Annotated in this window: 18 protein-coding genes; 6 read left to right on the forward strand and 12 right to left on the reverse strand. The window is 73.1% G+C overall.

Annotated elements, in window-relative coordinates; genetic code table 11:
- The first annotated feature begins 83 nt into the window (after positions 1-83).
- The 6 genes from OG534_RS16295 (at position 84) to OG534_RS16325 (ending at position 4203) form a co-directional block, all read left to right on the forward strand.
- Positions 84-377, forward strand: a complete 294-nt coding sequence (locus OG534_RS16295; RefSeq protein ID WP_326588781.1) for a hypothetical protein — start codon at positions 84-86, stop codon at positions 375-377.
- The gene (locus tag OG534_RS16300) at positions 374-601 is read left to right on the forward strand and encodes a hypothetical protein (protein ID WP_326588782.1); all 228 of its coding nucleotides are present in this window, start codon (positions 374-376) and stop codon (positions 599-601) included. Before OG534_RS16295 ends, OG534_RS16300 begins: the two co-directional genes overlap by 4 nt.
- Entirely contained in the window at positions 598-1452 is an 855-nt protein-coding gene (locus OG534_RS16305; protein ID WP_326588783.1) for an immunity 49 family protein, read from the forward strand. The genes OG534_RS16300 and OG534_RS16305 overlap by 4 nt, the downstream gene beginning before the upstream one ends.
- 105 nt (positions 1453-1557) lie before the next feature.
- Positions 1558-2424, forward strand: a complete 867-nt coding sequence (locus tag OG534_RS16310; RefSeq protein ID WP_326588784.1) for an immunity 49 family protein — start codon at positions 1558-1560, stop codon at positions 2422-2424.
- A 55-nt stretch (positions 2425-2479) separates the two neighbouring features.
- Positions 2480-3346, forward strand: coding sequence for an immunity 49 family protein (locus OG534_RS16315; RefSeq protein ID WP_442807093.1), 867 nt, complete (start codon positions 2480-2482; stop codon positions 3344-3346).
- Positions 3343-4203 (forward strand): immunity 49 family protein, encoded by an 861-nt coding sequence (locus tag OG534_RS16325; RefSeq protein WP_326588785.1) that lies wholly within the window; start codon positions 3343-3345, stop codon positions 4201-4203. Before OG534_RS16315 ends, OG534_RS16325 begins: the two co-directional genes overlap by 4 nt.
- Before the next feature lie 268 nt (positions 4204-4471).
- Here the strand turns inward: OG534_RS16325 and OG534_RS16330 are convergent, their stop codons facing one another.
- Genes OG534_RS16330 through OG534_RS16385 form a run of 12 tightly spaced genes read right to left on the reverse strand, consistent with a single transcriptional unit; the run spans position 4472 to position 23829 of the window.
- Complete coding sequence (locus OG534_RS16330) at positions 4472-4972, reverse strand: hypothetical protein (protein ID WP_326593661.1); 501 nt, start codon at positions 4970-4972, stop codon at positions 4472-4474.
- Complete coding sequence (locus tag OG534_RS16335; protein ID WP_326588786.1) at positions 4959-5942, reverse strand: NAD-dependent epimerase/dehydratase family protein; 984 nt, start codon at positions 5940-5942, stop codon at positions 4959-4961. Before OG534_RS16335 ends, OG534_RS16330 begins: the two co-directional genes overlap by 14 nt.
- A complete protein-coding gene (locus OG534_RS16340) occupies positions 5939-6655 on the reverse strand; it encodes a 4'-phosphopantetheinyl transferase family protein (protein ID WP_442807094.1) in 717 nt (238 codons plus the stop codon). Before OG534_RS16340 ends, OG534_RS16335 begins: the two co-directional genes overlap by 4 nt.
- Positions 6652-7785, reverse strand: coding sequence for a hypothetical protein (locus tag OG534_RS16345; RefSeq protein ID WP_326588787.1), 1134 nt, complete (start codon positions 7783-7785; stop codon positions 6652-6654). The genes OG534_RS16340 and OG534_RS16345 overlap by 4 nt, the downstream gene beginning before the upstream one ends.
- On the reverse strand, positions 7782-8510 hold the full coding sequence (locus OG534_RS16350; RefSeq protein WP_326588788.1) for an HAD family hydrolase: 729 nt from the start codon (positions 8508-8510) through the stop codon (positions 7782-7784). The genes OG534_RS16345 and OG534_RS16350 overlap by 4 nt, the downstream gene beginning before the upstream one ends.
- Positions 8503-9846, reverse strand: coding sequence for an ATP-grasp domain-containing protein (locus OG534_RS16355; RefSeq protein WP_326588789.1), 1344 nt, complete (start codon positions 9844-9846; stop codon positions 8503-8505). Before OG534_RS16355 ends, OG534_RS16350 begins: the two co-directional genes overlap by 8 nt.
- Before the next feature lie 3 nt (positions 9847-9849).
- Positions 9850-12423: a non-ribosomal peptide synthetase gene (locus OG534_RS16360; RefSeq protein ID WP_326588790.1), complete on the reverse strand. Its 2574-nt coding sequence runs from the start codon at positions 12421-12423 to the stop codon at positions 9850-9852.
- Positions 12420-14012 carry an amino acid adenylation domain-containing protein gene (locus OG534_RS16365; RefSeq protein WP_326588791.1) on the reverse strand — a complete coding sequence of 531 codons (1593 nt, stop codon included), beginning with the start codon at positions 14010-14012 and terminating at the stop codon, positions 12420-12422. The genes OG534_RS16360 and OG534_RS16365 overlap by 4 nt, the downstream gene beginning before the upstream one ends.
- Positions 14009-17194 carry a condensation domain-containing protein gene (locus OG534_RS16370; protein ID WP_326588792.1) on the reverse strand — a complete coding sequence of 1062 codons (3186 nt, stop codon included), beginning with the start codon at positions 17192-17194 and terminating at the stop codon, positions 14009-14011. Before OG534_RS16370 ends, OG534_RS16365 begins: the two co-directional genes overlap by 4 nt.
- Positions 17191-18459, reverse strand: coding sequence for an MFS transporter (locus OG534_RS16375; RefSeq protein ID WP_326588793.1), 1269 nt, complete (start codon positions 18457-18459; stop codon positions 17191-17193). The genes OG534_RS16370 and OG534_RS16375 overlap by 4 nt, the downstream gene beginning before the upstream one ends.
- On the reverse strand, positions 18452-22549 hold the full coding sequence (locus OG534_RS16380) for a non-ribosomal peptide synthetase (protein ID WP_326588794.1): 4098 nt from the start codon (positions 22547-22549) through the stop codon (positions 18452-18454). The genes OG534_RS16375 and OG534_RS16380 overlap by 8 nt, the downstream gene beginning before the upstream one ends.
- On the reverse strand, positions 22546-23829 hold the full coding sequence (locus tag OG534_RS16385; RefSeq protein ID WP_326588795.1) for a MupA/Atu3671 family FMN-dependent luciferase-like monooxygenase: 1284 nt from the start codon (positions 23827-23829) through the stop codon (positions 22546-22548). Before OG534_RS16385 ends, OG534_RS16380 begins: the two co-directional genes overlap by 4 nt.

Raw genomic sequence — 23829 nt, forward strand, 5'->3', positions numbered from 1 at the left:
GGGATGGCTTCATCCGCCGCAGGCGGAACTCATCTTGCACTCGACGCCTCGGACCGACGACGCAAAGCAGGAGAGTTCGACACGTGACCGCGCGCCACGAGTTCCGTACGGACAACGCGTCCGACGCCCTGGCATCGGTCACCGCGAGCGCCGCGGAGGCCCTGGCAGGGATGGAGGCATCCGCGAACGCCCGGCGCGACGCCCTGCCGCTCATGCTGGCCGCGGCCAAGGGGCACTGTCTGGCCGACCCCATCGCGGACCGGTTCACGACGTGGGAGGCCTGGGTGACGGCCATGCAGGTGGGCTCCGCGCTGTTCGCCTCGGCCGTGGCCACCGAGGGCCGGTCCCGTGCCGCATCGGCGTCAACGGCGAGGTGAAGAACCTGCCGGCGACGGGACCACAGGAGTACCTGCACGCCGGGAACTGGCTCACCGCCTTCTACCTGGCCGCGATCTGCCGGGAGAACGACCGGGTGAACCAGCTGGCCCCGCTCGCGATCGCGTGCATGGCGTACGACGCTGACATGCCGATCGAGGCCGAGTCCGCACGCCTGCCGAAGTACCTGGTCCAGCACTCATGGGTGGGAGAGTTCACCACATGACGATGACGTTGGAGCGGCACCCCATACCCGCAGTCGAGAAGCACGCCACGGCGCACCTGGCCGCGACGTTCGGGACGAGCATCCAGAATCTGGACGGCTCACCCACGACCGTCGGCACCGCCTTGAACGAGGCGCTCCTCCAGGTTCAGGTGCACCAGGCGCTGAACCCGACCGGCAATCGCTTCGGCACCTGGGACGCCACGGTTTCCGCCATGCAGGTGGGCTCGGCGGCCTTCGCCGCCGCCTCCGCAACGGAGGGGTCCATCGAGACGCGCATCTCGCACGAGATGCGGACCATCGCAGCAACCGGTCCGCAGTTCTACGCGAACGCGGGCAACTGGCTGACGACTCTGTGGTTCGTGATCATCTGTCGCGACCAGCCCCGCATGAACGAGATGTGCCGGGTCCCGCTCGATCTGCTGAGGGCCTCCGGGGCCGAGGGCGACGAGTACGTCTATCACTGGGTCGACGCCCTCCAGACGTACTGGCACGAGCAGCCCGGTCTGCTGGAGAAGCTGACGGCAGCCATTGAGCAGTCCCACCCGGAGACCGCGACGAACGTGCCCAGTGACCTGCTCCAGTACGTTCTCTACCCTCCGATCAACCTCTTCTACCAATTCCTGCGTAAGGACGAGGCAGGGTTCAACCGGGCTCTGGTAGAAGCCCTGGAACTCCACAAGGCCTACTGGAACACCCCTGAGCGCGCAGGCGACATCGCCGGCTTCCTAGCCCTCGCCCCACTGGCCATCGCCTGTCTCGCGTACGACGCGGGCCTGGAGATCGAGGTCGAGTCCGACTACCTTCCGCTCCGCCTCCTCGACCGTTCCTGGCTGGGCGAGTTCGACACGTAACCGTCATCGTCGACCGCCATTTTTCACCGGGAGATAATCGGGTTACCTGCCTCACCACCTGCTGACCCGCGGCTGGCTCGGCGAATTCCCACGTAAGGCCCATACATGCACACTGTCCTCCCCCGGCACGCGTTCCGTACCGACAACGCGGCCGAAGCCATGCGGCCGGTCGTCGCGGCGGCCCTGGAGACCGTCGAGGGGCTCGAGACGTCCGAGGACGACCGCTACGACGCGTTGACCTCGACACTGTGCGCGGCGAAGTGGCACTGCCTCCAGGACCCCGAGGCGGGCGGCCTGGAGGCCTGGGAGTCGTGGGTCCTGGCCATGCAGGTGGGCTCGGCCCTCTTCACGGCCGGCACCGCGCAGGAGGGCCCGGTCGCGGTTCGGGTCGGGACGCTGGCCGAGGTGCGCAAGCTCCCCGCGACCGGCCCGCAGGAGTACCTGCACGCCGGGAACTGGCTCACCGCCTTCTACCTGGCCGTGATCTGCCGCGAGAACGACCGGCTGAAACAGCTCGCCCAGGTGCCGGTGGAGTTCCTGCGGGCCTCTGGCGCGGAGTTCGACGATTACGTCTACGCCTGGATCGAGACCCTCCAGCACTTCTGGAACGGACGCTCGCAGCTCTGGGACACCCTGGTCACCGCGGTCCAGGGCACCGCCCCGGAGCAGGCTCGTATCGCCGACACCGACCTGATGCTGAAGATCCTCTATCCGCCGCTGGAACTCTTCCACCTCTACCTCCGGCGCGAGGGCCAGGCCTTCAACGACGCCCTCGTGCACGCCCTGACCTGGCACAAGGAGTACTGGACCGCCAACGAGGCCCGTTCCCTGAGCGGCGACGGGCTCGTCGCCCTGGCCCCCCTCGCCATCGCGTGCATGGCCTACGACGCAGACATGGCGATCGGGGTCGAGTCCGACTACTTGCCCAAGCACCTGATCAAGCGCTCGTGGGTGGGCGAGTTCACCACGTGACGGCAAGGGTGAAACGTCATGTACCGACGCGTCGACATCAGCAAGGGACTTTCCAGTGGCCACCATTGTCAGCAGACACTTCTCTCCGGGGGTCGTCGAGGAGGAGTGGGCCCGGTCACTCGGTGAGGATCTGACCGAGGACATCGGCAGGCTGGAACGGCGCCCTCACGCGCTTCGGCGGGTCTTCAACGACGCGCTCCTCCACCTTGGAGCCCGTTGTACGGTCGATCCGCGGGCGGCGAAGCTGGAGACGTGGGAAGCAACGGTCAACGCACTCCAGTTGGGTTCGGCCATCTTCGCGACCGCTTCCGCGACCGAGGGGACCGTGGAGTGCCGGATCAACCGTCAGGTGCGCGTGCTGCCGGCCGTGGACGAAGACCAGAGCTTCACCGACCTCGGAACGTGGTTGACCACTTTCTGGCTTGCCGTCGTCTGCCGGGACCAGACTCGGATCACTGAACTGGCCCGGTTCCCGCTCGACCGCCTCCACACTGCCGGGTTCGACGAGTACGTCCTGCAATGGGTGGACACGCTGCAGACGTACTGGCTCCAGGCGCCCGGCCTGGTGGAGAAGTTGACCCGCGCAGTTGAGATGTCCTCACCGGAGGTCGCGGTGCAAGCGCCGCGGGGACTGCTGGAGGCCGTACTGGCTCCGCCAATCAATCTCTTCTACCTGTTCGTCACAGGACACGGACGGCTTCAACGAGGCCCTGGTACAGGCGCTGGAGCTGCACAAGGCGTACTGGACCGTCGACGAGCAGCGAGCCGAGAAGCCGGTTGGTCATCTCGCCCTGGCTCCCCTGGCCCTTGCGTGCTTCGCCTTCGACGGCAAGATGCCGGTCCAGGTCGAATCGGGCTACATGCCTCACCACCTGCTGACCCGCGGCTGGCTCGGCGAATTCCCCACGTAAGGCACACATGACCGTGATCGTGACGCGCCAGGACTATCAGACGGACAAGATGGCGGCGGTCGTTCCCGTCATGGAGGAGTCACTGTCCGAATCGCTGGAGAAGATCGAGACCTCGCACAACTCCAGGGCCGATGCCGTCATGGAGTCGCTGAACGTCGCCCTCGTCCGCTCCGTGGGGGACCCCGGTGCCGTCATGCTGGAGACGTGGGAGTCCTGGCTGCTGGCGATGCAGATGCACTCGGCCGTCTTCGCCGCCACCGCTCCCGACCAGGAGACGGTCACCTGCAAGATCCGCCAGGAGGAGCGCCACCTCGCCACCACCGGGCCGCAGACCTACCTCCACGCGGACACCTGGCTCGACGCCTTCTACCTCGCGGTGATCTGCCGTGAAGCAGCCCGCCTCGACATGCTGGCCCGGATCCCGGTCTCCCTGCTCCGCGACTTCGGCGGCGCGCTGGACGAGTACACCTACGCCTGGGTGGAGACCCTCCAGAGCTTCTGGCTCCGCCGTGACGACCTGCGCACGCACCTGGTGCGCGCCGTGGACCTGAGCGCTCCCGAGCAGGCCCGCGTCGTCGACTCGGAGGAGATGGGCAAGCTCCGGTACCCGCCGATCATGATGATCTACCGGTACCTGCGCAACGATCCCGCCGGCTTCAACGAGGCCTTGGCCGACGCCGTCCGCCGGCACAAGGAGTACTGGACCGCCGACGAGGACCGCACCCACAACATCCTGGGCGTCGTCGCCCTCGCCCCGCTCGCGATCGCCTGCCTGGCCAAGGCCAACGGCATCCCGGTCGAAGTCGAGACCGACTACCTCCCCGAGGCCCTCCTCGACTTCGCCTGGCGCGGCGAGTTCGACGCGTAGCACCGCTCCGCTCGCAATCCCTGACGAGCCGCGCCATGAGGCCGAGGGCGTCAACGAGGCCCGCGGCGACGTCCTGCGGTCGGGGCGGGCGTTCTGCCACTTCACGTCTCCGTCCACAGCCGGCGCCCGCCCGGACGGCCCCGGGCACGGCCACTCCCGACGAGACGACCCGCGCCGCCCGCCTGGGGACCTTGCCCGGGGATGGCTGGGGGAGTTCGACACGTGACGGCTTGGAGGGTGTCCCACTGCAAGCCGTCTGCGGCGCCCTTCAGGTCGGCCAGCCGACCTGCCCGTTCTCGACCTGGAGTACGTCTGGGACCTCGGCTTCGATGAACCTGAGGAATCCGATCCCGATCGCGCCGTCCCCACGCAGGTGCGTTGCGTGAGCCCTTGCCGCCAGCCAGCAGAGCAGCTCACCGACCTCCTCGAACTGGTCCGGGTGGATCTCCTGCCGGGACGTCAGCGACCAGCCCTTACGCGACAGGTCCGCGCGGCCGGCCAGTACCGAGCAGAGCGCACCACCCACTCGCAATGCCGCGCCCCGCTCGGCCAGCAGTGGATGGGGATCGTCCTCGATCACCGGGATCCCGTCGTCGTCTTCCACCACGACCGGGAACCTGGTCACGATGGACAGGCGCTCCGGTTGCGGCCCGATCCCCAGATGCCAGCTCAGCTCGGCAAGCTCCGTCTCGGAGATCTCGTCCCGCAGGTCGACGGCAATCGTCAGCTCATAAAGATCACTCACCCGGTGAAGCCTATGGTCGGCCACCGACAAGGGTGGCTTCCGCTTGGGCGGTCAGGCCGGCCGCGAGGTGCAGTTCGGGTTCCGGAACCGATTGCTGCCAGGTCCAGGTGTCCTCGATCGTCTCCGTGACCGGGCGGCAGTGGAGGCCCGTGGCGTGGGCCCGGGTGACGTCGCCCGCGTGGATCGCGGCGTGGAAGTCCGTGCCCGGCGGAGCCCAGATGGGGAGGTCGGTCCACGGGGAGACGCCGGCGGCGGCGATCGCTTCGGGTGGCGTCCAGCGGAGCTCGGCGGTGGCGCCCGTGACGCGTACGCAGGTGTCCAGGAGTTCGCCGATGGTGGTGTGGCCGGGCTGCGAGACCAGGTTGTAGGGGCCGTGCAGGGCCGACTCCAGGGCGTCCAGGAGCCAGGTCGCCAGGTCGCGTACGTCGATGTACTGCAGCGGGGTTTCCCGGGGGCCGGGGGCCGGGATCTCGCCGCCCCTGGCGATGCGGGCCAGCCACCACGGCAGGCGGCCCACGTTCTCGCGCGGGCCCAGGATCAGGCCCGGGCGGACCAGCAGCGTGCGCTCCGCGCCGAACGCGCGGAGCACGGCCAGTTCCGACCCGCGCTTGTCGGCCGCGAAGTCGGTCGCCTCCGCGTCCGGGTCGCCGTCGGCCGACGGGCCGAACTCGTCCAGGCCCGCCGGCGCCGGCCACGCGTACACCGAGCGGCTGGAGACGAAGGCGTGACGTCCGGCGCGCCCGGCCAGCAGGGCGGCCGCGTCGCGCACCACGGTCGGGGCGCCCGACCAGGTGTCGACGACCGCGTCCCACTCCCCCGTCGCGAGGGCGGCCAGCCCGTCCTCGCGCGTGCGGTCGCCGTGCCGTACCTGCACGCCGGGCGGGGCCGGGTGCTCGCCCCGGTGGAAGACGGTCACGTCCCAGCCCCGGGCCACCGCGCCCTCGGCGACGGCACGCCCCGCGAAGTCCGTTCCGCCCAGCAGCAACAGCCTCATCCTGGTCCCTCTCCGTCCGGCAGATCTTCGTGGTCGTTCGCTTCGTACGGCTCACGCGTGGCCACCGCTGCCGCGTATCCCGGCAGCGTCGCCACGTCCGTCACCCGCCACCCGGGGATCCGGGCGGGCCGGGGCCCGGCGCCGGCCCGGACCGTGGCCGGCGCCGTGTTCAGGCCCGCGCCCGTGCCCTTCAGGTACGCCTCCTTGCGCGTCCAGCAGCGCGCGAACGCCGCCGGGCGGGCGGCCACCGGGAGCGCGGCCAGTTCGGCCAGCTCCCCGGGGTGCAGTGCCGTCGGGGCGGTCCGGGCCACGACCTGCGGCCACGGGACCTCCTCCACGTCCACGCCCACGGGGACGACGGCCACCGCGACGGCCACCAGGTCACCCGCGTGCGAGAGCGAGAAGTGCACGCCGGTGGCGCCCGCGACGGCGGGGCGGCCGTGCGGGCCGCCGCACCCCGTACAGGGCTCCCGGGTGAGGCGTACCGCCGAGGGGGCCACGCCCAGGCGCTCCCCGAGGAGCCGGCGTACCGCCACGTGGGCCACCAGGTAGCGGTCCCGGTCGGCCGTCGTCCGGAAGGCGGCGAGCCGGGCGTGTTCGGCTGCGTCCAGGACGGACGCGTGGCGGGCGGCCTCCGGGAGGTACTCGGAGACCCGTTGCTGCCAGACGCGTTCCAGGCCGGACGCCGCCCACCGCGAGGGAGCGTGGGTCACCGGGCGGTGCGGTCGCGGTAGGCCGCGAAGCGCTCGGCGATCTCCCGGGCGCGGCCCTCGGCCTCCGAGAGCCTCATCTCGCCGCAGTCGTAGCCGAGCTCCTCCTTCATGATCGCCATCGCATGGGGCTCGAAGACCACCGTGCCGTCCGCGCGGATCTCGCTGATGCCGTCGTGCAGCTGACCGGAGACGTTGATGGCGTGCGCCTCGTCCGCCGTCATGCCGTCGGGGAGCAGCGCGCGGAACTTGCCGTTCTCGATCGCCACCGGGTAGCCGCCGAGCGCCCCGTCGGCGCCGGGCGCGTGGACCACCGCGTCGCGCTCGTCGGCGAGCGGCTCCAGGACGCTGAGCGCGGAGGACGCGGTCATCGTCTGGCCGGGCAGGCCTCCGGTGCGGCGGTACGCGCCGGGCAGGCGGTTCAGGAGCGCCGCGACGTCCAGCTCGCCGGTGACGTCGCGCCCGTCGAGGCGGATGCCGAGGCCCATGCCGGCGGGGCCGCTGTTGCCGGTGCGGGACAGGCGGTGCGAGACGTAGTGGTGGGCCACCAGGCGCACCTCGACGTCGGCGGCGCTGCGGCCCAGCTCGTCGGCGGCCACGGCGGTGATGCCGGGGACGTTGTTGGCGACGTTGCCGATGCCGATGTCCGGGGAGAGGCCGATCGCGGCGAGCGCGGGGTGCACGGCGTCGGGGTAGGCGGCGTTGACGACCAGGGCCTGGGTGCCGGAGAGGCGCACGGCCTCCATGGCCTTCATCACCGGGACCAGGTGCATGGGCAGCCACGGGCCGTAGTTGGCGGCGTACACCCGCTGGAAGGCGTCCTGCCGGAGCGTGGAGATGACCCACCAGGACTGGTAGCTGACGGCCAGGAAGATGATGTCGGGGCCGAAGGCGGCTATCCGCTCGGCGGTGCGCGCCACGTCGGTGATGTCGGTCTGCGCGTGGCTGACCTCGGTGCTGTGGCCGCGCTGGACGCTGCAGAAGCGCGTCAGGTTGGCGGCCTTGAGGAGGGTCTCCTCGTCGCGGCCGACCAGCTGGACGTGGCGGGGGTGCGCGCTGTGCGCCAGCTCGTGGAAGACGCGGCGGCCGATGTCGCCGGCGCCCAGGACCATGATCTTGCGGGCGTTGCTCATGAGGTACCTCCGAAGGGTGCGGCAGCGGCGAAGGGGGTGGCGGCGGGCGCCATCAGGTGGGCGTCGCGGACGAGCCGGGGCAGCAGGCGCATGGACGGGAAGGTGACGGCGCCCTCGCGGTGGGGCGGGGTGGCCGGGTCGGCGGTGTACTGCAGGACCCGCATCCCGGCGGCCACGGCGGCGTCCACGCCGACCGGGCTGTCCTCGACCACGACGCACTCGTCGGGCGTGACGCCGCACTGCTCGGCGGCCCGGAGGAACAGCCTCGGGTCGGGCTTCCACGCGTCGACGTCGTACGCCGAGAAGAGCCGGCCGCCGAAGTGGTGCAGGATGCCGGCCTTCTCCAGGCGGCTCTTCATGATGCCGAGCGGGCTGTTGGAGGCCACGCACATGCGGTCGCCGACGGCGGCCGCGAGCTGTTCGAGGGCGTACGCGACGCCGTCGATGGGCTCGATGCGGTCGCCGATCAGCTCCTCGCACTTGGCGCGGGCGATCACCATGGCGTCCTGCGGCGGGTCGGTGCGCGCCAGGTCCGCCATCAGGTCGATGCACTCCTGCATCTTCTTGCCGGAGAACAGCTCGTCCTGCTGCTCGCGGGTCAGGCGCAGGCCCATCAGTTCGCCGACGTGGGCGATCCCGCCGTTCTCGGCGGCCTGCGTGTCGACGAGGACACCGTCCAGGTCGAAGACGACGAACTCGGGTGCTCGTACGGGGAACTCACTCATAGTCGATCCAGTCCACGCTCTCGATGGCGGCGACGGTCGCGGCCAGTTCCTCATGGGTGGCGGCGGAGCCGATGACGGCCGCCGTGTTGCCGCGCGCGCCGATCCGCCAGTCCACGTCGGCGCCGGGCTCGGCGAGGACGACGACCCGCTCGACGTGGGCGAGGCGGCGCAGCGCGGAGACGCCGCGGATGGCCCGCACCCGGCGGGCGCCGAGGGGCGGCACGGTCAGGTAGTGGAAGGCGATCGGCCCGCCCTGCTTGACCTCGGGGGTCTCGTACGGGAGGCCGAGGGCGGCGGCGACCGCGACGTACGCCGGGTCGGAGGTGCCGGAGCGGACCGCGAGGTCGTCGACCCAGGCCCCGAGCCGGCCGTTGACCTCGATGACCCGGGGGCCGCCGGCGGTCAGCTTGATCTCGACGTCGGCGACGCCGTGGATGTTCAGGGCGCGCACGGCGCGGCAGGCCAGGTCGCGGACCTCACGCTCCTCGGCCTCCGGTACGACGGAGAAGCCGCCGTAGCCGCCGCGCTCGCGGAACGGCTCGGCCAGCGCGAACTTGCTGGTCACGAACACCGGACGGACGTCGTCGCCGTCGGCGACGCAGTCCACCGCGATGTAGTCGCCCCAGGGCGCCGGCGTCGGCCGCCCCACCAGGAGCTCCTCCAGCATCACGGCCGTCTCGGCGGGCCCGCCCCCGGCTCCCGCGAAGACCTCCGCGAGGGCGGCCCGGCACTCCTCGGGGGTGGCGACGGCCTGCGTGTTGCGGCTGGACGCGCCCTTCACCGGCTTGATGATGGCGGGCAGTCCGACGTGGGCGATCGCCTCGTCGGCCTGCGCGGGGTCGGTCAGCGTACGGAAGCGCACGCTGTCGACGCCCGCCTCGGCGAACCGCAGGCGCTGCAGGTCCTTGTGGGTGATGGCGTCGACGTCGGCGGGCCGGTGGTAGCGCAGGCCGAGGGCCTCGGCGAGCCGCACGGTGGGTGCGATCTGGAACTCGCTGAAGGTGACGATGCCCGCCGGGTCGAGCGCGCGCAGCGCCTCCCGGGTCTGCGCCTCGGTGCGGCCCGCGGTGTTCACCACGGTGCCGACCATCTCCAGGGTCGGGATCATCTCCTGGGCGTGGGCGGTGTCCGCCGTGACGAACACCAGGTCGCAGCCGGCCTGCCGGGCCGCCTCGGCGAGCCGGGTGGGTGCGAGGCTGCCGGCGTCGTAGACGACGAGCAGCACGGGGTTCTCGCCGAGGCCCTTGTCCAGGCCCTTGGCAGGACCCTGGTCGAGGCCGTGGTCGAGGCCGTGGTCGAGGCCGTGGTCGGGGCCGTGGTCGGGGATCGCGGTCATGGGTCAGCCTCCGGCCGGGAACGCGCCGGTGCGGCGGGCGACGGTCAGGGCCCCCGCGAGCGACTCGACGGTCGAATGGGTGAACAGGGTGCGCACCGGTATCTCCAGGCCGAAGTCCTCCTGGAGCCGCAGCGCCACCCGGGTCGCGGTCAGCGAGTCGCCGCCCAGGTCGAAGAAGTCGTCGTGCGCGCCGACCTCGTCCGCGTACAGCGTCTCGGCCCACACCCGGGCCACCGCCCGCTCGGCGGGGGTGCGCGGCGCGATGAACTCGGCCTCCAGGCCGATGCGTTCGCCGTCCGGCGCGGGCAGTGCCTTGCGGTCGGTCTTGCCGCTGGTGGTCAGCGGCATCCGGTCCAGGAAGACGTACGTACCGGGCACCATGTAGCCGGGCAGGGTGCGCCCGCACCAGTCGCGCAGCGCGCCGATGCCGGGGGCCGGGCGGCCGGGCACCGGGACCACGTACGCCACGAGCGTCTTCTCACCGGGCACGTCCTCGCGGACCGTGACGGCGCAGGAGTCGACGTCCTCGTGGGCGAGCACCGCGGCCTCGATCTCGCCGAGTTCGATGCGGAAGCCGCGCACCTTGACCTGGTGGTCGAGGCGGCCGAGGAACTCCAGGCTGCGGTCCGGCAGCCACCGCACCAGGTCGCCGGTGCGGTAGACCCGCCCGGCGGCGAACGGGTTGCCGGTGAAGCGCTCGGCGGTCAGGTCGTCGCGCCCGAGGTAGCCGCGGGCCACCCCCGCGCCGCCGATGAGCAGTTCGCCGGGTACGCCGACGGGGACCGGCCGGTCCGCCTCGTCGACGACGTACAGCTCGGTGCCGGCGGTGGGGCGGCCGATGGGGACGGCGCCGGTGGTGTCGGTGATCTCGGCGACGGAGGCGTAGACGGTGGTCTCCGTCGGGCCGTAACCGTTGAGGACGCGGGTGCCCGTACGCAGCATCCGTGCGGCCAGTTCGGCGGGCAGCGCCTCGCCGGCGGCGAAGATCTCCAGGGCGCGCGGCCGGTCGCCGAGGGCGTCCAGGAGCGGGCGCAGCGCGGACGGCGTGGCCTGTACGAGGGTCACCGCGTGCCGGTCGATCAGCTCGACGAGGGCGGGCGGGTTGTGGATCTGGTCCTGGTGCGCGCCGATGATCCGGCCGCCGGTGATCAGCGGCAGGAACACCTCGACGCCCGCGATGTCGAAGGTGGCCGAGGTGGTGAACAGGACCCGCTCGCTCGCCGGCGCCGGGAAGGTCTCCCGCATGCCGCGCAGCAGGTTGAGGAAGCCGCCCCGGGTGACGGCGACGCCCTTGGGGGTGCCGGTGGAGCCGGAGGTGTAGAGGACGTAGGCGAGGCGCCCTGGCCCGGCGGCGGCCGCCGGCTCCACGACCGGGGAGGCGGCGATCGCCGCGCGCTCGGTGTCGACCGCGACGAGCGTACGGGGCCCTGCGCCCTCGCCGCCGGACAGCCGCGCGCGCAGCGACTCCTGGGTGACGACGACCGGCGCGGCCGTGTCCCGCAGGACGAACTCCAGGCGGTCGACCGGGTGCTGGGGGTCGAGCGGCACGTAGGCGGCGCCCGACCTGAGCACCGCGAGCAGCGCCACGACCAGGTCGGGGCCGCGCTCCAGGCAGACCCCGACGGGCACGTCGGGCCCGGCGCCGAGGCCGCGCAGGTGGTGGGCGAGGCGGTCGGCGCGGGCGTCGAGCTCCCGGTAGGTGAGCTCCTCGGCGGCGAAGACGACCGCGACGGCGTCGGGCGTCCGCCCGGCCTGCTCGGCGACCAGCCCGGCGACATCCGCGTCGGCGTCGGCGGGGAACGCGGCGCGGCCGCGGCCCCAGCCGGTGAGCAGCAGCTCGCGCTCGGCGTCGGTGAGCGGGTCGAGGCCGTCCAGCGGGAGGCCGGGGGCGGCGGCGATCGCGGTGAGCAGGGTGAGGTAGCCGTCGGCGAACCGGTCCGCGCTCGCCGCGTCGAACAGCTCGGCGGCGAAGTCGACGCGCAGGCCGAGGCCGGCCTCCCACTCGCCCCCGCCCTCGCCCCCGCTCTCGCGGCCGGGGTCCAGGGCCAGGACCAGGTCGGGCGGGCAGACGCCGTCGGCCGCGTAGGCCGCGCCGTCCGTGAACAGCGCCGGGACCACGGGGTGGTGGCTGGCATCGGCAGCGGTTTCGACAGCGACAGCGACAGCGGCGCCCGGTGCGAACGCCGCGGCGAGGCGGCCCACGGGCAGCGCGGCAGCCCGCCCACGGGTCGTCGCGGCGTCCGTCCGGGCCACGAGCTCGGCGAAGGCCGCGCCCGCGGTCAGGTCGGCGCGTACGACCGCCAGGTCGCCGCCGGTGCCCGGCACGCCCACCGCGAGGTCGCGCTGCCGGGTCCACCGGCCGAGCAGCACCTGGTAGGCGGCGAGCAGCACGGCCGACAGCGGCGTGCCGTACTCGGCGGCCGCCTTGTCCAGCCCCCGCGCCGTGTCGGCCGGGACGGTGCGGGTGAGGTGGCCCAGGGCGCCGGTGCGCGCCGAGGGGCGCGGCCGGTCGGTGGGCAGCTCCAGCGGTTCCAGGCCCGCCAGTTCGGTCCGCCAGTACTCCAGGGCGTCGGTCATGACCCCTCCGTGGTGTCGAGGATCCGCGCCAGTGCCTTGCGGTCCGTCTTTCCGTTGTCGTTGAGCGGCAGGCCGCCCGGCAGGTGGGTGAGCGAGGCGGGCACCATGTGCAGCGGCAGCAGCTCGCGCAGCCAGGCGTCGAACCGCTCGGGGTCCACCGCGCGGCCCGCGTAGGCGCCGACCAGCTCGGTCTCGCCGTCCGGGCCCGGCAGGGCGAGCACCGCGGCGTCGATGACGTGCGGGTGGCGGTGCACGGCCGCCTCGATCTCGCCGAGCTCGATGCGGAAGCCGCGCACCTTGACCTGCTGGTCGAGGCGGCCCCAGTGCACGTAGAGCCCGTTCTCGCGGCGGACCCGGTCACCGGTGCGGTACCAGTGGCGGTCGGTCAGTGCGGTGCTGCCGTCGTAGCCCACGGCAGGGCCCCCGTCGGCCTCGTACGACACGAAGCGCCCGGCGTTCTCGCGCGGGTCGAGGTAGCCGGCGAAGCGCTGCGGGCCGCGCACGCACAGCTCGCCCTCGTTGTCGGCGGCCAGGCCGTCCTCGTCCAGCAGCACCGTCTCCATCCCCGGGAAGGGGACGCCGATCGGCACGGTGCCGCCGGTGAACTCCGGCCAGTCCGTACTCGGCCCGGACAGCGCGTGGTTGGTGCAGCACACCGTCAGCTCGGTGGGCCCGTACACGTTGTGGATCACGGCGTTCGGGGCGACCGCGCGCCACAGTTCGGCGTGCTGGGTGGTGACCGGCTCGGCGCCGAACATGCTGTGCCGGAGGTTCACGGCGCGGCCCGTCGGCAGGTTGCCGAGCCGCTGCGCCTGGCGGATCACCGAGGGGACCGAGAACCAGTGGGTGAGCTCGCGCTCGACGATGAAGTCGACCGGCCGGTAGAGGTCGGCGGCGAGCGGGACCACCAGGGTGGCGCCGCCGCCCCAGGTCGCGAACAGGTCGATGACGTGCGCGTCGAAGGTCAGGCCGAAGGTCTGGGTGAGCCGGGCGCCGGGCGCGATCTCGTACCGCTCGATGTTGTGCGCGAGGAACAGCGAGGTGTTCCGGTGCCGGATCGGCACGCCCTTGGGCTGACCGGTGGAACCCGACGTGAACAGCAGGTACGCCTCGCGGTCCGGGTCGTCCGGAACCGGCGGCAGCGACTGCTCCAGTACGTCGGTCAGCGTCCCGGACGCCCGCTCGTCCTCGTCGAGTTCGAGGACGGTGGGCCGGTACCGCTCGGGCAGCCGCGCGAACAGGTCGGCGGACCGGGTGTCCACCAGGGCCACCTCGACGCCGGCCCGCTGGGCGATGTCGAGGTTGCGCTGCGCGGGGTAGTCGGGGTTGAGGGGGACGACGCCCGCGCCGAGCCGCTGGACCGCCAGGTAGCCGGCGTACGCGGCGACCGAGCGGGTGGCGGCGAGCGCCACCCGGGTGGGCAGCGAGCCGTGCTTGGCGGCGATGCGGTCGGCGAGGGTGAGCGCGAGGGCGCGCAGCTCGCCGTAGGTCAGTACCTCGTCGCCGATCTCCAGGGCGGGCAGGCCGGGGTGACGCAGGGCCGATTCCTCGAACCACTGGTAGAGCGTGCGCTGTTGCCGGTCGTTCATCGCTTCCTCGGTATCGGTGTGCTGGTCTGTCGGGTGCGGCCGCGGGCGCGCATGGCCTCGGCGCGGGCCTGGGCCCGGTTGTGGCCGCGCTCTCCGGCGGCCGACGGGGCGTCCGTGGCGGGCGCGCCGCCCAGGAAGGCGGCCATGGCCTGGACGGTGGAGTGGCGGAACAGGTCCACCACGTCGACGTCGCGGTCCAGTGCGGTACGCAGCCGGTCGCGCAGGCGGATCAGGAGCAGCGAGTTGCCGCCGGCGTCGAAGAAGTTCTCCGACGCTCCGACGCTCCGGCCGAGCACCTGCTCCCAGGCCGCGGCGACGGTCCGCTCGGCGTCGCTCACCGGCTGCGCGGCGGCGTCCTGGGCCGGCCGCGCGGCCTGGGCGGCGGCCGCCTCGGCGAGCAGCTTGGCGATCCGCTCCCGGTCGGGGCGCCCGCCGGGCAGCAGCGGCAGCCGGTCGGCCAGGTGCAGCCGGGCGGGCAGCAGGTGGCCGGGCAGCAGCTCGCGCAGGTGGGTGCGCAGTGCGTCGACGGTCAGGTCCGCGCCCGGCCCGGCCGCGACGGCCGCCGCGAGGGAGCCGTCCGCCGGGTCGGTGAGGACCTGTGCCCGGACCACGTCGGGGTGCGCGAGGAGCGCGCCCTCGACGTCGATGGCGGCCACCCGGACGCCCCGTACCAGGGTCTGGTCGGCGGCCCGGCCGGCGAAGACGAACCGGCCGTCGGGAAGCCCGCGGGCCAGGTCGCCGGTGGCGAACAGGCGCGCGCCGGGCTCCGCTCCGAACGGGTCGGGCAGGAAGCGTGCGGCGGTGCGGCTCGCCCGGTCCAGGTAGCCCCGGGTGACGGCCGGGCCGCCGATGTGCAGTTCGCCGACCGCGCCGGGCGCCGCGATCTCGCCGTCCGCGTCCAGGACGTAGGCGGTGGCGCCGGCCGGCAGCCCGAGCGGCAGGGGGCCGTAGCCCTCGCCCTCCGGCGTCCGCGCCGGGCCCGCGAGCGCGGGGCCCGCGGTCTCGGCGCTGCTGTACAGCTGGTGCACGTCCGCGGCCCCGGCGGCCCGCGCTGCGGCGAGGGCGGCCGGGAACAGGGGCTCGCCCGTGGTCAGTACGGTGACCGGCGCGCCGCTCGTCAGCAACCCCGCCAGCTCGGCGGGGGCCGCGAGCACGGTGGCCTCGTCGCCGCCGGTCGGGACGACCGCGCGGCCGCCCCGGGTCAGCGGGCCGAACAGCTCCAGGAACGCGGCCGGCGCGTCCGGCGCCGCCAGCTGGGCGACCGCGTCGAAGGCGTGCGCGGGCAGCTCGCGATGGGCCCAGCGCAGCCGGGACACCAGATTGCGGTGCTCGGCGACGACCGCGCGCGGCTCGCCGGTGACGCCCGCCGTCCGCAGCACCCAGGCGGCGCCGCGCGCGGTGACGCGCACGGCGTCCGCCGCCGCGCCGCCCTCGGGCTCGTCCTCGGCTTCGGCTTCGGCTTCGGCGTCGGCCTCCGGGTCCAGCACGTCGACCCGGGTGTGGTCGAACAGCGCGCTGGAGTACGCGTCCGCGAGGACCGTCCGCAGCCCCGCGTCGTCCGCGGCGAGCCGCAGCAGGAACGCGGGCAGCTCCGGGTCGAGCGGTACGCACGTCCCGCCCGCCCTGATCACGCCCAGCTGGGCGGCGGCCAGCGCGAAGGACTTGGGCACGCACACCCCGACCGGGGTCTCGGGGCCGGTCCCGAGCGCCCGCAGGCGCGCCGCCACCCGGTCCGCGGCGCGGTCGAGGTCGCGGTACGTCCAGGTGCGCGCCCCCGCGGCCACGGCGACCGCGTCGGGGGTGCGGGCGATCTGCTCGGCGACCAACTCGTGCAGCAGGCTCCCGTCCTCGTACGCCGCGACGGCCGCAGGCGGGTCGGTGCGCAGCAGCGCGGAGACGCGGGCCGAGGGGTCGGCGCCGATCCGCTCCAGGACGGTGCGCAGCCGGGCGAGCAGCAGCTCCACGGTGGCCTCGTCGAAGAGGTCGGTGCGGTAGTCGGCGAGGGCGAGCAGGCCCTCGCCGGTCTCGACGGTGTCGATCGCCAGGTCGGTCTTCATGGTGGGCAGGCGCAGCTCGGCGGCGCCGAACCGGGCGCCGGCCGCCTCGTGGACGGGCGCGGCCGGCGCGTGCGTGTACATGACCTGGTAGAGCGGGTGGTAGCTCGGGTCGCGGGCGAGCCCGAGCCGGTCCATGACCTCGTCGACGAGCAGGTCGGGGTGGTCGAGGGCGTCCAGGAGGTCACCGCGCACCCGGCCGATCAGGTCGCCGAACTCCGGGTCGCCGACCAGCTCGCCGCGCAGGACGACGGGCCGGGTGAGGTAGCCGATGACGCGGGCGCTCTCGGTCGTGTCGCGTCCGGAGACGGCCATGCCGGTCAGCACGTCGGCGCCGCCGTACTGGCTGAGCACCACGTCGACGGCGGCCTTCAGCACCATGAACAGGCTGGCGCGCCGGGTGCGGGCCAGCCGGCGCAGGGGCTCCACGACCGACTCGGGTACGACGGTGGTGACCCGGCCGCCCTCGTGCCCGGCGCGGGCCCGGCGGGGCCCGTCGAGCGGCAGTTCGAGGAGGTCGGGGGCGCCGGCCAGGCGCTGCGTCCAGTAGGCGAGCCGCTCGGGCCTGGCCGCCTCGTCCTGGGCGGTGCGCTCGGCGAGGAACTCCCCGTACCCGACGGCCGGCCGGGGCAGCGGGTCGGCGAGGCCGCGCGCGAACGCCTCGTACAGGGCGGCGAGTTCGGTGGTGAACAGCTCCAGCGAGGCCCCGTCGAAGACGATGTGGTGGACGCCGACGAGGAGTTGGTGCCGCGTCTCGCCGAGGCGCAGCAGCCGGACCCGCAGCAGCGGCCCGCCGTCGAGGTCGAAGGGGGTGCGGGCGAAGGCGTCCGCGAGGTCGGCCGCCTCCTGCGGCGTCGCGTCGAGCCGGTCGAGGCCGACCCGGCCGGGCGCCCCGACCAGCTGGACGGGTTCGCCGCCGGGGTCCCGCACGATGCGCACCCGCAGCGCGTCGTGCCGCCGGACGAGGGCGTCCAGGGCGCGCTGCAGGGCGTCGCCGTCGAGCGTGCCCTCGATGGTGACGGCGAAGGGGATGCTGAAGAACGGATCGCCGGGGCGGAGCTGGCCGAGGGCCCACAGCCGCCGCTGGGCGGGGGTCAGGGGAAGCAGGGTGGGGGGAAACGCGGTCATGCGACGGCCTCCGGTTCCGGGGTGCCCGCCTTGTCGCCGGGGCCGCCGCGCAGCCCGGGGGCGAGGAGGACCAGGGCGGCGGCCACCAGGACGGCGCCGGCCACCACGATGGAGGCGGCGATGCCGACGAGCCCGGCGAGCAGGCCGCCGACGACCACGCCGAGGACGGTGAAGTTGACCATCAGGGCGTTGAGCAGGCCGACGCCGCGGCCGCGCAGCTCCTCGGGCAGGTCGCTGAGCAGCGTGTTGGCGACCGGCACCTGGAAGAGCCCGGAGCCGAGTCCGGCGAGGACGCACCAGAGCAGGACGACGATCAGACCGAGCACGCCCTGGTCGGTGGCCTCCCACGCCGTGCCGGTGGGGGCGAGCAGCAGCAGGGACGCGCCGAAGAGCACGATCGACCCGATGAGCAGTCCCCGGTCGGAGAACCGGCGCACGAGCGGCGGACCGGTGAGCGCGCCGATCACACAGCCCGCGCCGAACCCGGCCTGCGCCAGTCCGTACTCGAAGGCGGGCAGCTCGAAGACGCTCAGGAGCTGGGAGTTGAGGTTGGTGGTGAACAGGCCGAGGACCAGCATCACCGGGACCATGACGATCGCCAGGAACCGCAGCGACGGCACGGCGAGCACACCGGAGATGCCGGTGCGCAGCGACTGCCAGTACCCCTCGCGGCCGCTGTCGGCGCCCCGCACGGGCACCTCCCGCAGCACCGCCATGCTGGCGAGCAGCACCGCGGAGAGCACGAACGTCGCGGCGTCAAGCACGAAGACCGCGGTGACGCTGCCGAAGGCGATGAGCAGTCCGCCGAGCGCCGGGCCCACCAGATTGAGGGTGTGGTTGGTGGACTGGAAGAGGGCGACCGCGGTCGGGATGCTGTGCCCGCGCACGATCAGCGGGATCGCGGTGATGCGGGCCGTCTCGAAGAAGGCCTTGGCGATGCCGCTGAGCAGGATGAGCAGGAGCAGCAGCAGCGGCGAGTCCCGTACGACGATCATCGCGAGCACGAGGACGACGCGGACCAGGTCCGAGCCGACCATGAGCATCCGGGCCGGCAGCCGGTCGGCCAGCGGTCCGACGAACGCGCCGAGCACGCCGAAGGGCAGCAGCTGTGCGATGACGACCAGGGAGACGTACAGGACCGGGTCGTCGGTCTCGGTGGCCACCACATAGATCAGGGTGATCTTCGTGATGGCGTCACCGAGGAAGGAGGCGACGACGGCCAGCCAGTAGCGGATGTACGTCCGGTCCTTCAGCAGCTCAAGCATCGTCTCCCTCACCGTTCCCGGCAGCGCCGTTCAGTACGTCGTTGAGCACTGCGGCGACGCCCTCGATGTGGGGGTGGCGCATCATCGTGTAGTGGTTGCCGTCGACCGTGCGGACGTCGAAGTGCTGCCCGGTCAGCTCGTTCCAGGAGGCGGCGAGGTCCCACTCCTCCTCGCCGGCGCGGATCAGCGTGACCTTCCCCTTGACGGGGGACGGCCGGAAGTTCCACACCAGGCGCAGGTTGGCGACCCACAGTGCGTAGATGTCGCGGATCTGCTCGCGGCCGGCGTCCGGCGGCAGGTAGTCGGAGGCGCGGGCGATGCCGAGCAGGTAGTCGAGGTGCTCGCCCTCGTCCATGGTCCGCAGTTCGGCGAGCGGCTTGAGGCGGTCGCCGTAGTCCCACTGGAGGTTGGCGGCGATGGCCTCGACGATCTCGGCGGGGTCCGGCTCGGAGCCGGCCGGCACGACGGCGGGCGCGTGCGCGTCCATCATGACCACCGACACCTCGGCGCCGCTCTTCTCCAGCTCCCCCGCGACGGCGAAGGCGTTGGCGCCGCCGTAGCACCAGCCGGCGACGGTGTAGGGGCCCTCGGGCTGGGTCTCGCGGATCAGCTCGGCGTACTTCGCGGCGCGGTCGCCGAAGCCGGCGAACGGCAGCTCGCCGTCGACGGGCGGCGGCGAGGCCAGCGCGTACAGCGGGCGCCCGGCGGGCTCGACGAGCGCGGCGAACGGCATGTAGCAGACGACCTCGCTGCCGGCCGGGTGGGCGAAGAACACCGGGGAGCCGGTGCCGTCGCCGGAGCCGAGTTCGACCAGGTGCACCCCGGTCTCGTCCTGGTAGCCCTCGCGCAGCATCCGGGCGAACCGCTCGACGGTGGCGCCGCGGAAGATCGCCGCCATCGGGAGCTGCTGCCCGAACCGCTTCTCGATCTCCGCCATCAGGCGCAGCACGAGCAGGGAGTGGCCGCCCAGGTCGAAGAAGCGGTCGTGCAGGCCGATCGGGGAGACCCCGAGGACCTCCTCCCAGAGGTGCGCGACCTCCAGCTCGACGGCGTCGCGGGGCGGTACGTAGCTCGCCGCGTCGCGGTCGACGACGGGAGCGGGCAGCGCCCGGCGGTCGATCTTCCCGCTGGTGTTCAGCGGGAAGGTCTCCAGACGGACGATCGCGGCGGGGACCATGTAGTCGGGCAGGAAGCCGTGCAAGTGCTCGCGCAGCTCCTCGGCGGTCAGCGCCTCGTCGGCGGACTCGACGTACCCGGTGAGCCGCTTGTCGCCGGGCCGGTCCTCGCGGACCAGGGCGACCGCGCGGCGCACCACCGGGTGCTCCTCCAGCCGGGCCTCGATCTCGCCCGGTTCGATGCGGAAGCCGCGCAGCTTGACCTGGCCGTCGTCGCGGCCGAGGAAGACGAGCGTGCCGTCCTCGCGCAGCCGCGCCTTGTCGCCGGTGAAGTAGAGGCGGGCGCCGGGGCGGCCGCCGAACGGGTCGGGCACGAACCGCTCGGCGGTCAGGCCGGGCCGGCCGCGGTAGCCGCGGGCGACACCCGTGCCGCCCAGGTACAGGTCGCCGGGCATGCCGACGGGGACCGGGGCGAGCCGCTCGTCCAGGACGTACACCTGGGTGTTGTCGAGCGGCCGGCCGATGGATATCTGCTCGGTGCCGCTGTCCAGTCGCTGGAACGTGGACCAGATGGTGGTCTCGGTGGGGCCGTACACGTTCCAGGTGCGGCCGGGCTCGCGGACCAGCTGCTCGGCCAGGGCGGGCGGCAGGGCCTCGCCGCCGACCAGGACGCGCAGCGAGCCGTCGTTGTGCCAGCCCGCCTCCACCAGCAGGTGCCAGGTGGCGGGGGTGGCCTGCATGACGGTGGCGCCGGTCTCGGCGAGCAGCTCGGCGAGCCGCCGGCCGTCGACGGCCTGCTCCTTGGTGACGACGTGCACCCGGGCCCCGCTGATCAGCGGGGCGTACAGCTCCAGGCCCGCGATGTCGAAGGTGACGGGGGTGACGGCGGCGAGGGTGTCGCCCGGGGCGAGCCCGGTCTCGCGGGCCATCGCGAGGAGCAGGTTGACCAGGTTGCGGTGGGTCACCTCGACGCCCTTGGGGCGGCCGGTGGAGCCCGAGGTGTAGATGACGTACGCGAGCCGGTCCTCGCCGGAGGCGGGCTTCGCCGGGATGGCGGGCGCGGCGGCGATCGCCTCGGCGTCGGTGTCCAGGCGGATCCGCTCGCCCGGGCACAGGGCGAGCGCGTCGAGCAGGCCGTCGCGGGTGAGCAGGAACCCGGTGCCGGCGTCGCCGGTCATGTCGGCGAGGCGCTGCGCCGGGTAGGCGGCGTCGAGCGGCAGGTAGGCGCCGCCCGACATGAGCACGCCGAGCAGGGCGACGACGAGGTCCACCGAGCGGTCCAGGCAGACGCCGACGACGGTCTCGGGGGTGACGCCGCGCGCCTGGAGGTGGGAGGCCACCTTGCCGGAGCGCTCCAGAAGTCCGGCGTACGTCAGCTGCTCCCCGCCGCAGGAGACGGCGACCGCGTCGGGGGTCGCGGCGGCCTGGCGGCGCACCAGGTCGTCCAGGCCCAGGCCGGGCTCGCGCTCGGCGGCGGTGCTGTTCCACTCGACGAGCAGGGTGTGCGCCTCGTCGGCGTCGACCAGCGACAGGTCCTGGACGGTGCGCCCCGCGTCCTCGGTCATCTGCTCCAGGAGGCTCACGACCTGGCGGGCCATCCGGGCCATCGTGCTCTCGTCGAACAGGTCGGTGTTGTACTCGAACAGGCCGTGGAGGTGGTCGGCGGCGAGCTGCGGGTCGTCGAGGAACCCGAGGAACACGTCGTCCTTGGCGGTGGCGTTGTCGAGCATCAGTTCCTCGACGCGCAGCCCGGCCATCGGCGGCGGGTCCTCGTGGACGAAGTCGACCAGGATGAAGGAGGCCTGGTAGATCGGGGTGCGGCTGGGGTCGCGGACGATGTCCAGCTCGTCGAGGAGGGTGCCGAACGGGATGTCGTAGTGGTCGAAGGCGCCCAGCATGGTGGAGCGGGTCGCCTGGAGCAGCTCGCGGACGGTCATCGCGGGCGCGACCGTGGTGCGCAGCGGCAGCATGGTGAGGAAGTAGCCGATCATCGGCTCGGTCTCGGGCCTGCCCCGGGTCGAGGACGTGGTGCCGACGACCACGTCCTGCTGGCCGGTGAGCCGGTGCAGCAGCGTCTTCCAGGCCGCGAGCAGCACGATGTTGATCGTCACGTCCTCGCGCTTGGCGAGGTCGCGGACGGCCTGGGTCAGCTCCGGGGTGAGCGGGAACTGGTAGCGGGCGCCATTGGAGGTCATGACCGGCGGGCGCGGCCGGTCGGTGGGCAGTTCCAGGACCAGTTCGGCGCCTTCGAGCTGCTTCTTCCAGTACGGCAGGTGCTTGTGCCGGACCTCTTCGCGCAGCCACTGCGGCTGCCACTCGGCGTAGTCCGCGTAGTGCACCTCGATCGGCGGCAGCTGCGGCTCCCGGCCGGTCGCGAACGCCGTGTAGAACTCGGCGAACTCGGCGTTGAAGATGCCCATCGAGCCGCGGTCCCAGACCAGGTGGTCGACGGTGCCGACGAGCACGTGCCGGTCGTCGGCGATCCGCAGCACCGCGATGCGCAGCAGCGGTCCCTTGACCAGGTCGAAGGGGGCGCGCATCTCCTCGGTGGCGAGCCGCGTCAGCTCGGCCTCGCGCTCCGCCTCCGGTACGGAACGCAGGTCGACGTGGCGGACGGGCACGTCCATCGCCGCGTGGACGACCTGGACGGGAGCGTGGCCGTCCTGCTCGAAGGTGGTGCGCATCGCCTCGTGGCGCTCGACGAAGGCGTCGGTGGCGCGCTGGAGGGCGTCGCGGTCGAGCTCGCCGTGCAGCTTCGAGGCGAAGTACACGTTGTAGAGCGGGTCTTCGTCGTCGAACTGGTGGATGAGCCAGATGCGTTCCTGGTCCACGGTGAGCGGCACCCGGTCACCGTGCGTGCGCCGCGGGATGGGGCCGGCGGTCGCGGGCGTCCGGGCGGCCTCGCGCATCTTCTTGTCCAGGAGGGCCCGCTGGGCGGGGGTGAGGCCGGCCAGCCGGTTGGCGAGTTCGGTCACGACTGGTCTCCTTCGGCGTCGGCCTCGGCGGGCCGGTACCGGTTCTTGAGTTCGGTGAGGTGTTCCAGGCCCTTGACGACCTGGCCCGGCGCGAGGCCGAAGTCGACCAGGCAGGCCACCTCGTCCACGCCGATGTCGACCAGGTCCTCGATCAGGGACTCGCACTTGTCGGGCGTGCCGAGCAGTGCGAGCGTGTCGAAGTACCGCTCGAAGGTGGCGTTCAGCATCACGTCGCGCTCGGCCTCGGAGAGCTTGGAGTACTCGCTGCCGAAGCTGTCCTGCTGGGCGAGGAAGGTCTTGAGGTAGCCGGTCAGCGGCTCCCGCACGATCTCCCGGGCGCTCTCGTCGTCGGAGTCGAGGAAGGTGTGCACCATCGCGGTGACCTTGGCGCGGGCCGGGTCGTGCCCGGCGCCGGCGAGCGCCTCGCGGTAGGCGGCGATCTTGTCCTTGAGGTCGGCGGGCCGCTGCGCGACGAGACCGGTCAGCAGGTACGCACCGGCCTCGCCGGCCTTGACGAACGTCTCGGGGCTGCCCTGCGCCGACACCCACACGGGGAGCTCGGCCTGGATCGGGCGCGGCAGGGTGCGCACCGACTGGAGCGAGCCGTCGGCGCGCGGCAGTTCGACGCTCTCCCCGGCCCACAGCCGCTGGATCGTCTCGATCGCCTCGAACATCTCCTCCTTGCGGCGCGGGTAGCGCTGCTGCCCGTCGCCGGGGGCCAGGAGGAAGTCGTCGGGATGCCAGCCGGAGGCCGCGGAGATCGCGGCCCGCCCGCCGGAGAGGTTGTCGACGACGGCCCACTCTTCGGCGACCCGCACCGGGTGGTGCAGCGGCAGGACGCAGCTGCCCGCACGGATCTGGATCGCTTGCGTCTGTACGGCGATGGCCGCCGCCAGGACCGAGGGGTTGGGGTAGAGCCCGCCGAAGTCCACGAAGTGCCGCTCGGGCACCCAGATCCCCGCGAAGCCGTTGGCGTCGGCGAACCGGGCGCTCTCCATGAGCAGGTCGTACTTCCCCGGTCCGGCGGCGGTGCCGTCGCCGGAGAAGAAGAACAGGCTGAACTCCATGGTGCTGCCCGCGCGCCGGGTGCGGCGCGGCGCGGCCGCCTGCCGGGCGCCGGCCTTCTCCCCCGCGTCCACGGTGGCGGGCGCCTTCAGGCCGCGCTCGCGCATCGCGCGCAACAGGACCTCGCGCTGCTCCGGGCTCAGCGAGGCGAGCCGCTCCTGGAGCATGCGGGCCTGCGCCGCCTCGGTGTCGGTGTGCGTGTTCTCGTCAGCCAT

This window comes from Streptomyces sp. NBC_01294, assembly GCF_035917235.1.
Taxonomy (GTDB): Bacteria; Actinomycetota; Actinomycetes; order Streptomycetales; family Streptomycetaceae; genus Streptomyces; species Streptomyces caledonius.

Bases quoted from the DNA above. Each gene is read 5' to 3' on its own strand.
- OG534_RS16385 (WP_326588795.1), bottom strand. From the start codon at position 23,829: ATGGCTGACGAGAACACGCACACCGACACCGAGGCGGCGCAGGCCCGC.
- OG534_RS16345 (WP_326588787.1), bottom strand. From the start codon at position 7,785: ATGAGCAACGCCCGCAAGATCATGGTCCTGGGCGCCGGCGACATCGGC.
- OG534_RS16335 (WP_326588786.1), bottom strand. From the start codon at position 5,942: ATGAGGCTGTTGCTGCTGGGCGGAACGGACTTCGCGGGGCGTGCCGTC.
- OG534_RS16305 (WP_326588783.1), top strand. From the start codon at position 598: ATGACGATGACGTTGGAGCGGCACCCCATACCCGCAGTCGAGAAGCAC.
- OG534_RS16375 (WP_326588793.1), bottom strand. From the start codon at position 18,459: ATGCTTGAGCTGCTGAAGGACCGGACGTACATCCGCTACTGGCTGGCC.
- OG534_RS16355 (WP_326588789.1), bottom strand. From the start codon at position 9,846: ATGACCGCGATCCCCGACCACGGCCCCGACCACGGCCTCGACCACGGC.
- OG534_RS16365 (WP_326588791.1), bottom strand. From the start codon at position 14,012: ATGAACGACCGGCAACAGCGCACGCTCTACCAGTGGTTCGAGGAATCG.
- OG534_RS16360 (WP_326588790.1), bottom strand. From the start codon at position 12,423: ATGACCGACGCCCTGGAGTACTGGCGGACCGAACTGGCGGGCCTGGAA.
- OG534_RS16325 (WP_326588785.1), top strand. From the start codon at position 3,343: ATGACCGTGATCGTGACGCGCCAGGACTATCAGACGGACAAGATGGCG.
- OG534_RS16310 (WP_326588784.1), top strand. From the start codon at position 1,558: ATGCACACTGTCCTCCCCCGGCACGCGTTCCGTACCGACAACGCGGCC.
- OG534_RS16370 (WP_326588792.1), bottom strand. From the start codon at position 17,194: ATGACCGCGTTTCCCCCCACCCTGCTTCCCCTGACCCCCGCCCAGCGG.
- OG534_RS16350 (WP_326588788.1), bottom strand. From the start codon at position 8,510: ATGAGTGAGTTCCCCGTACGAGCACCCGAGTTCGTCGTCTTCGACCTG.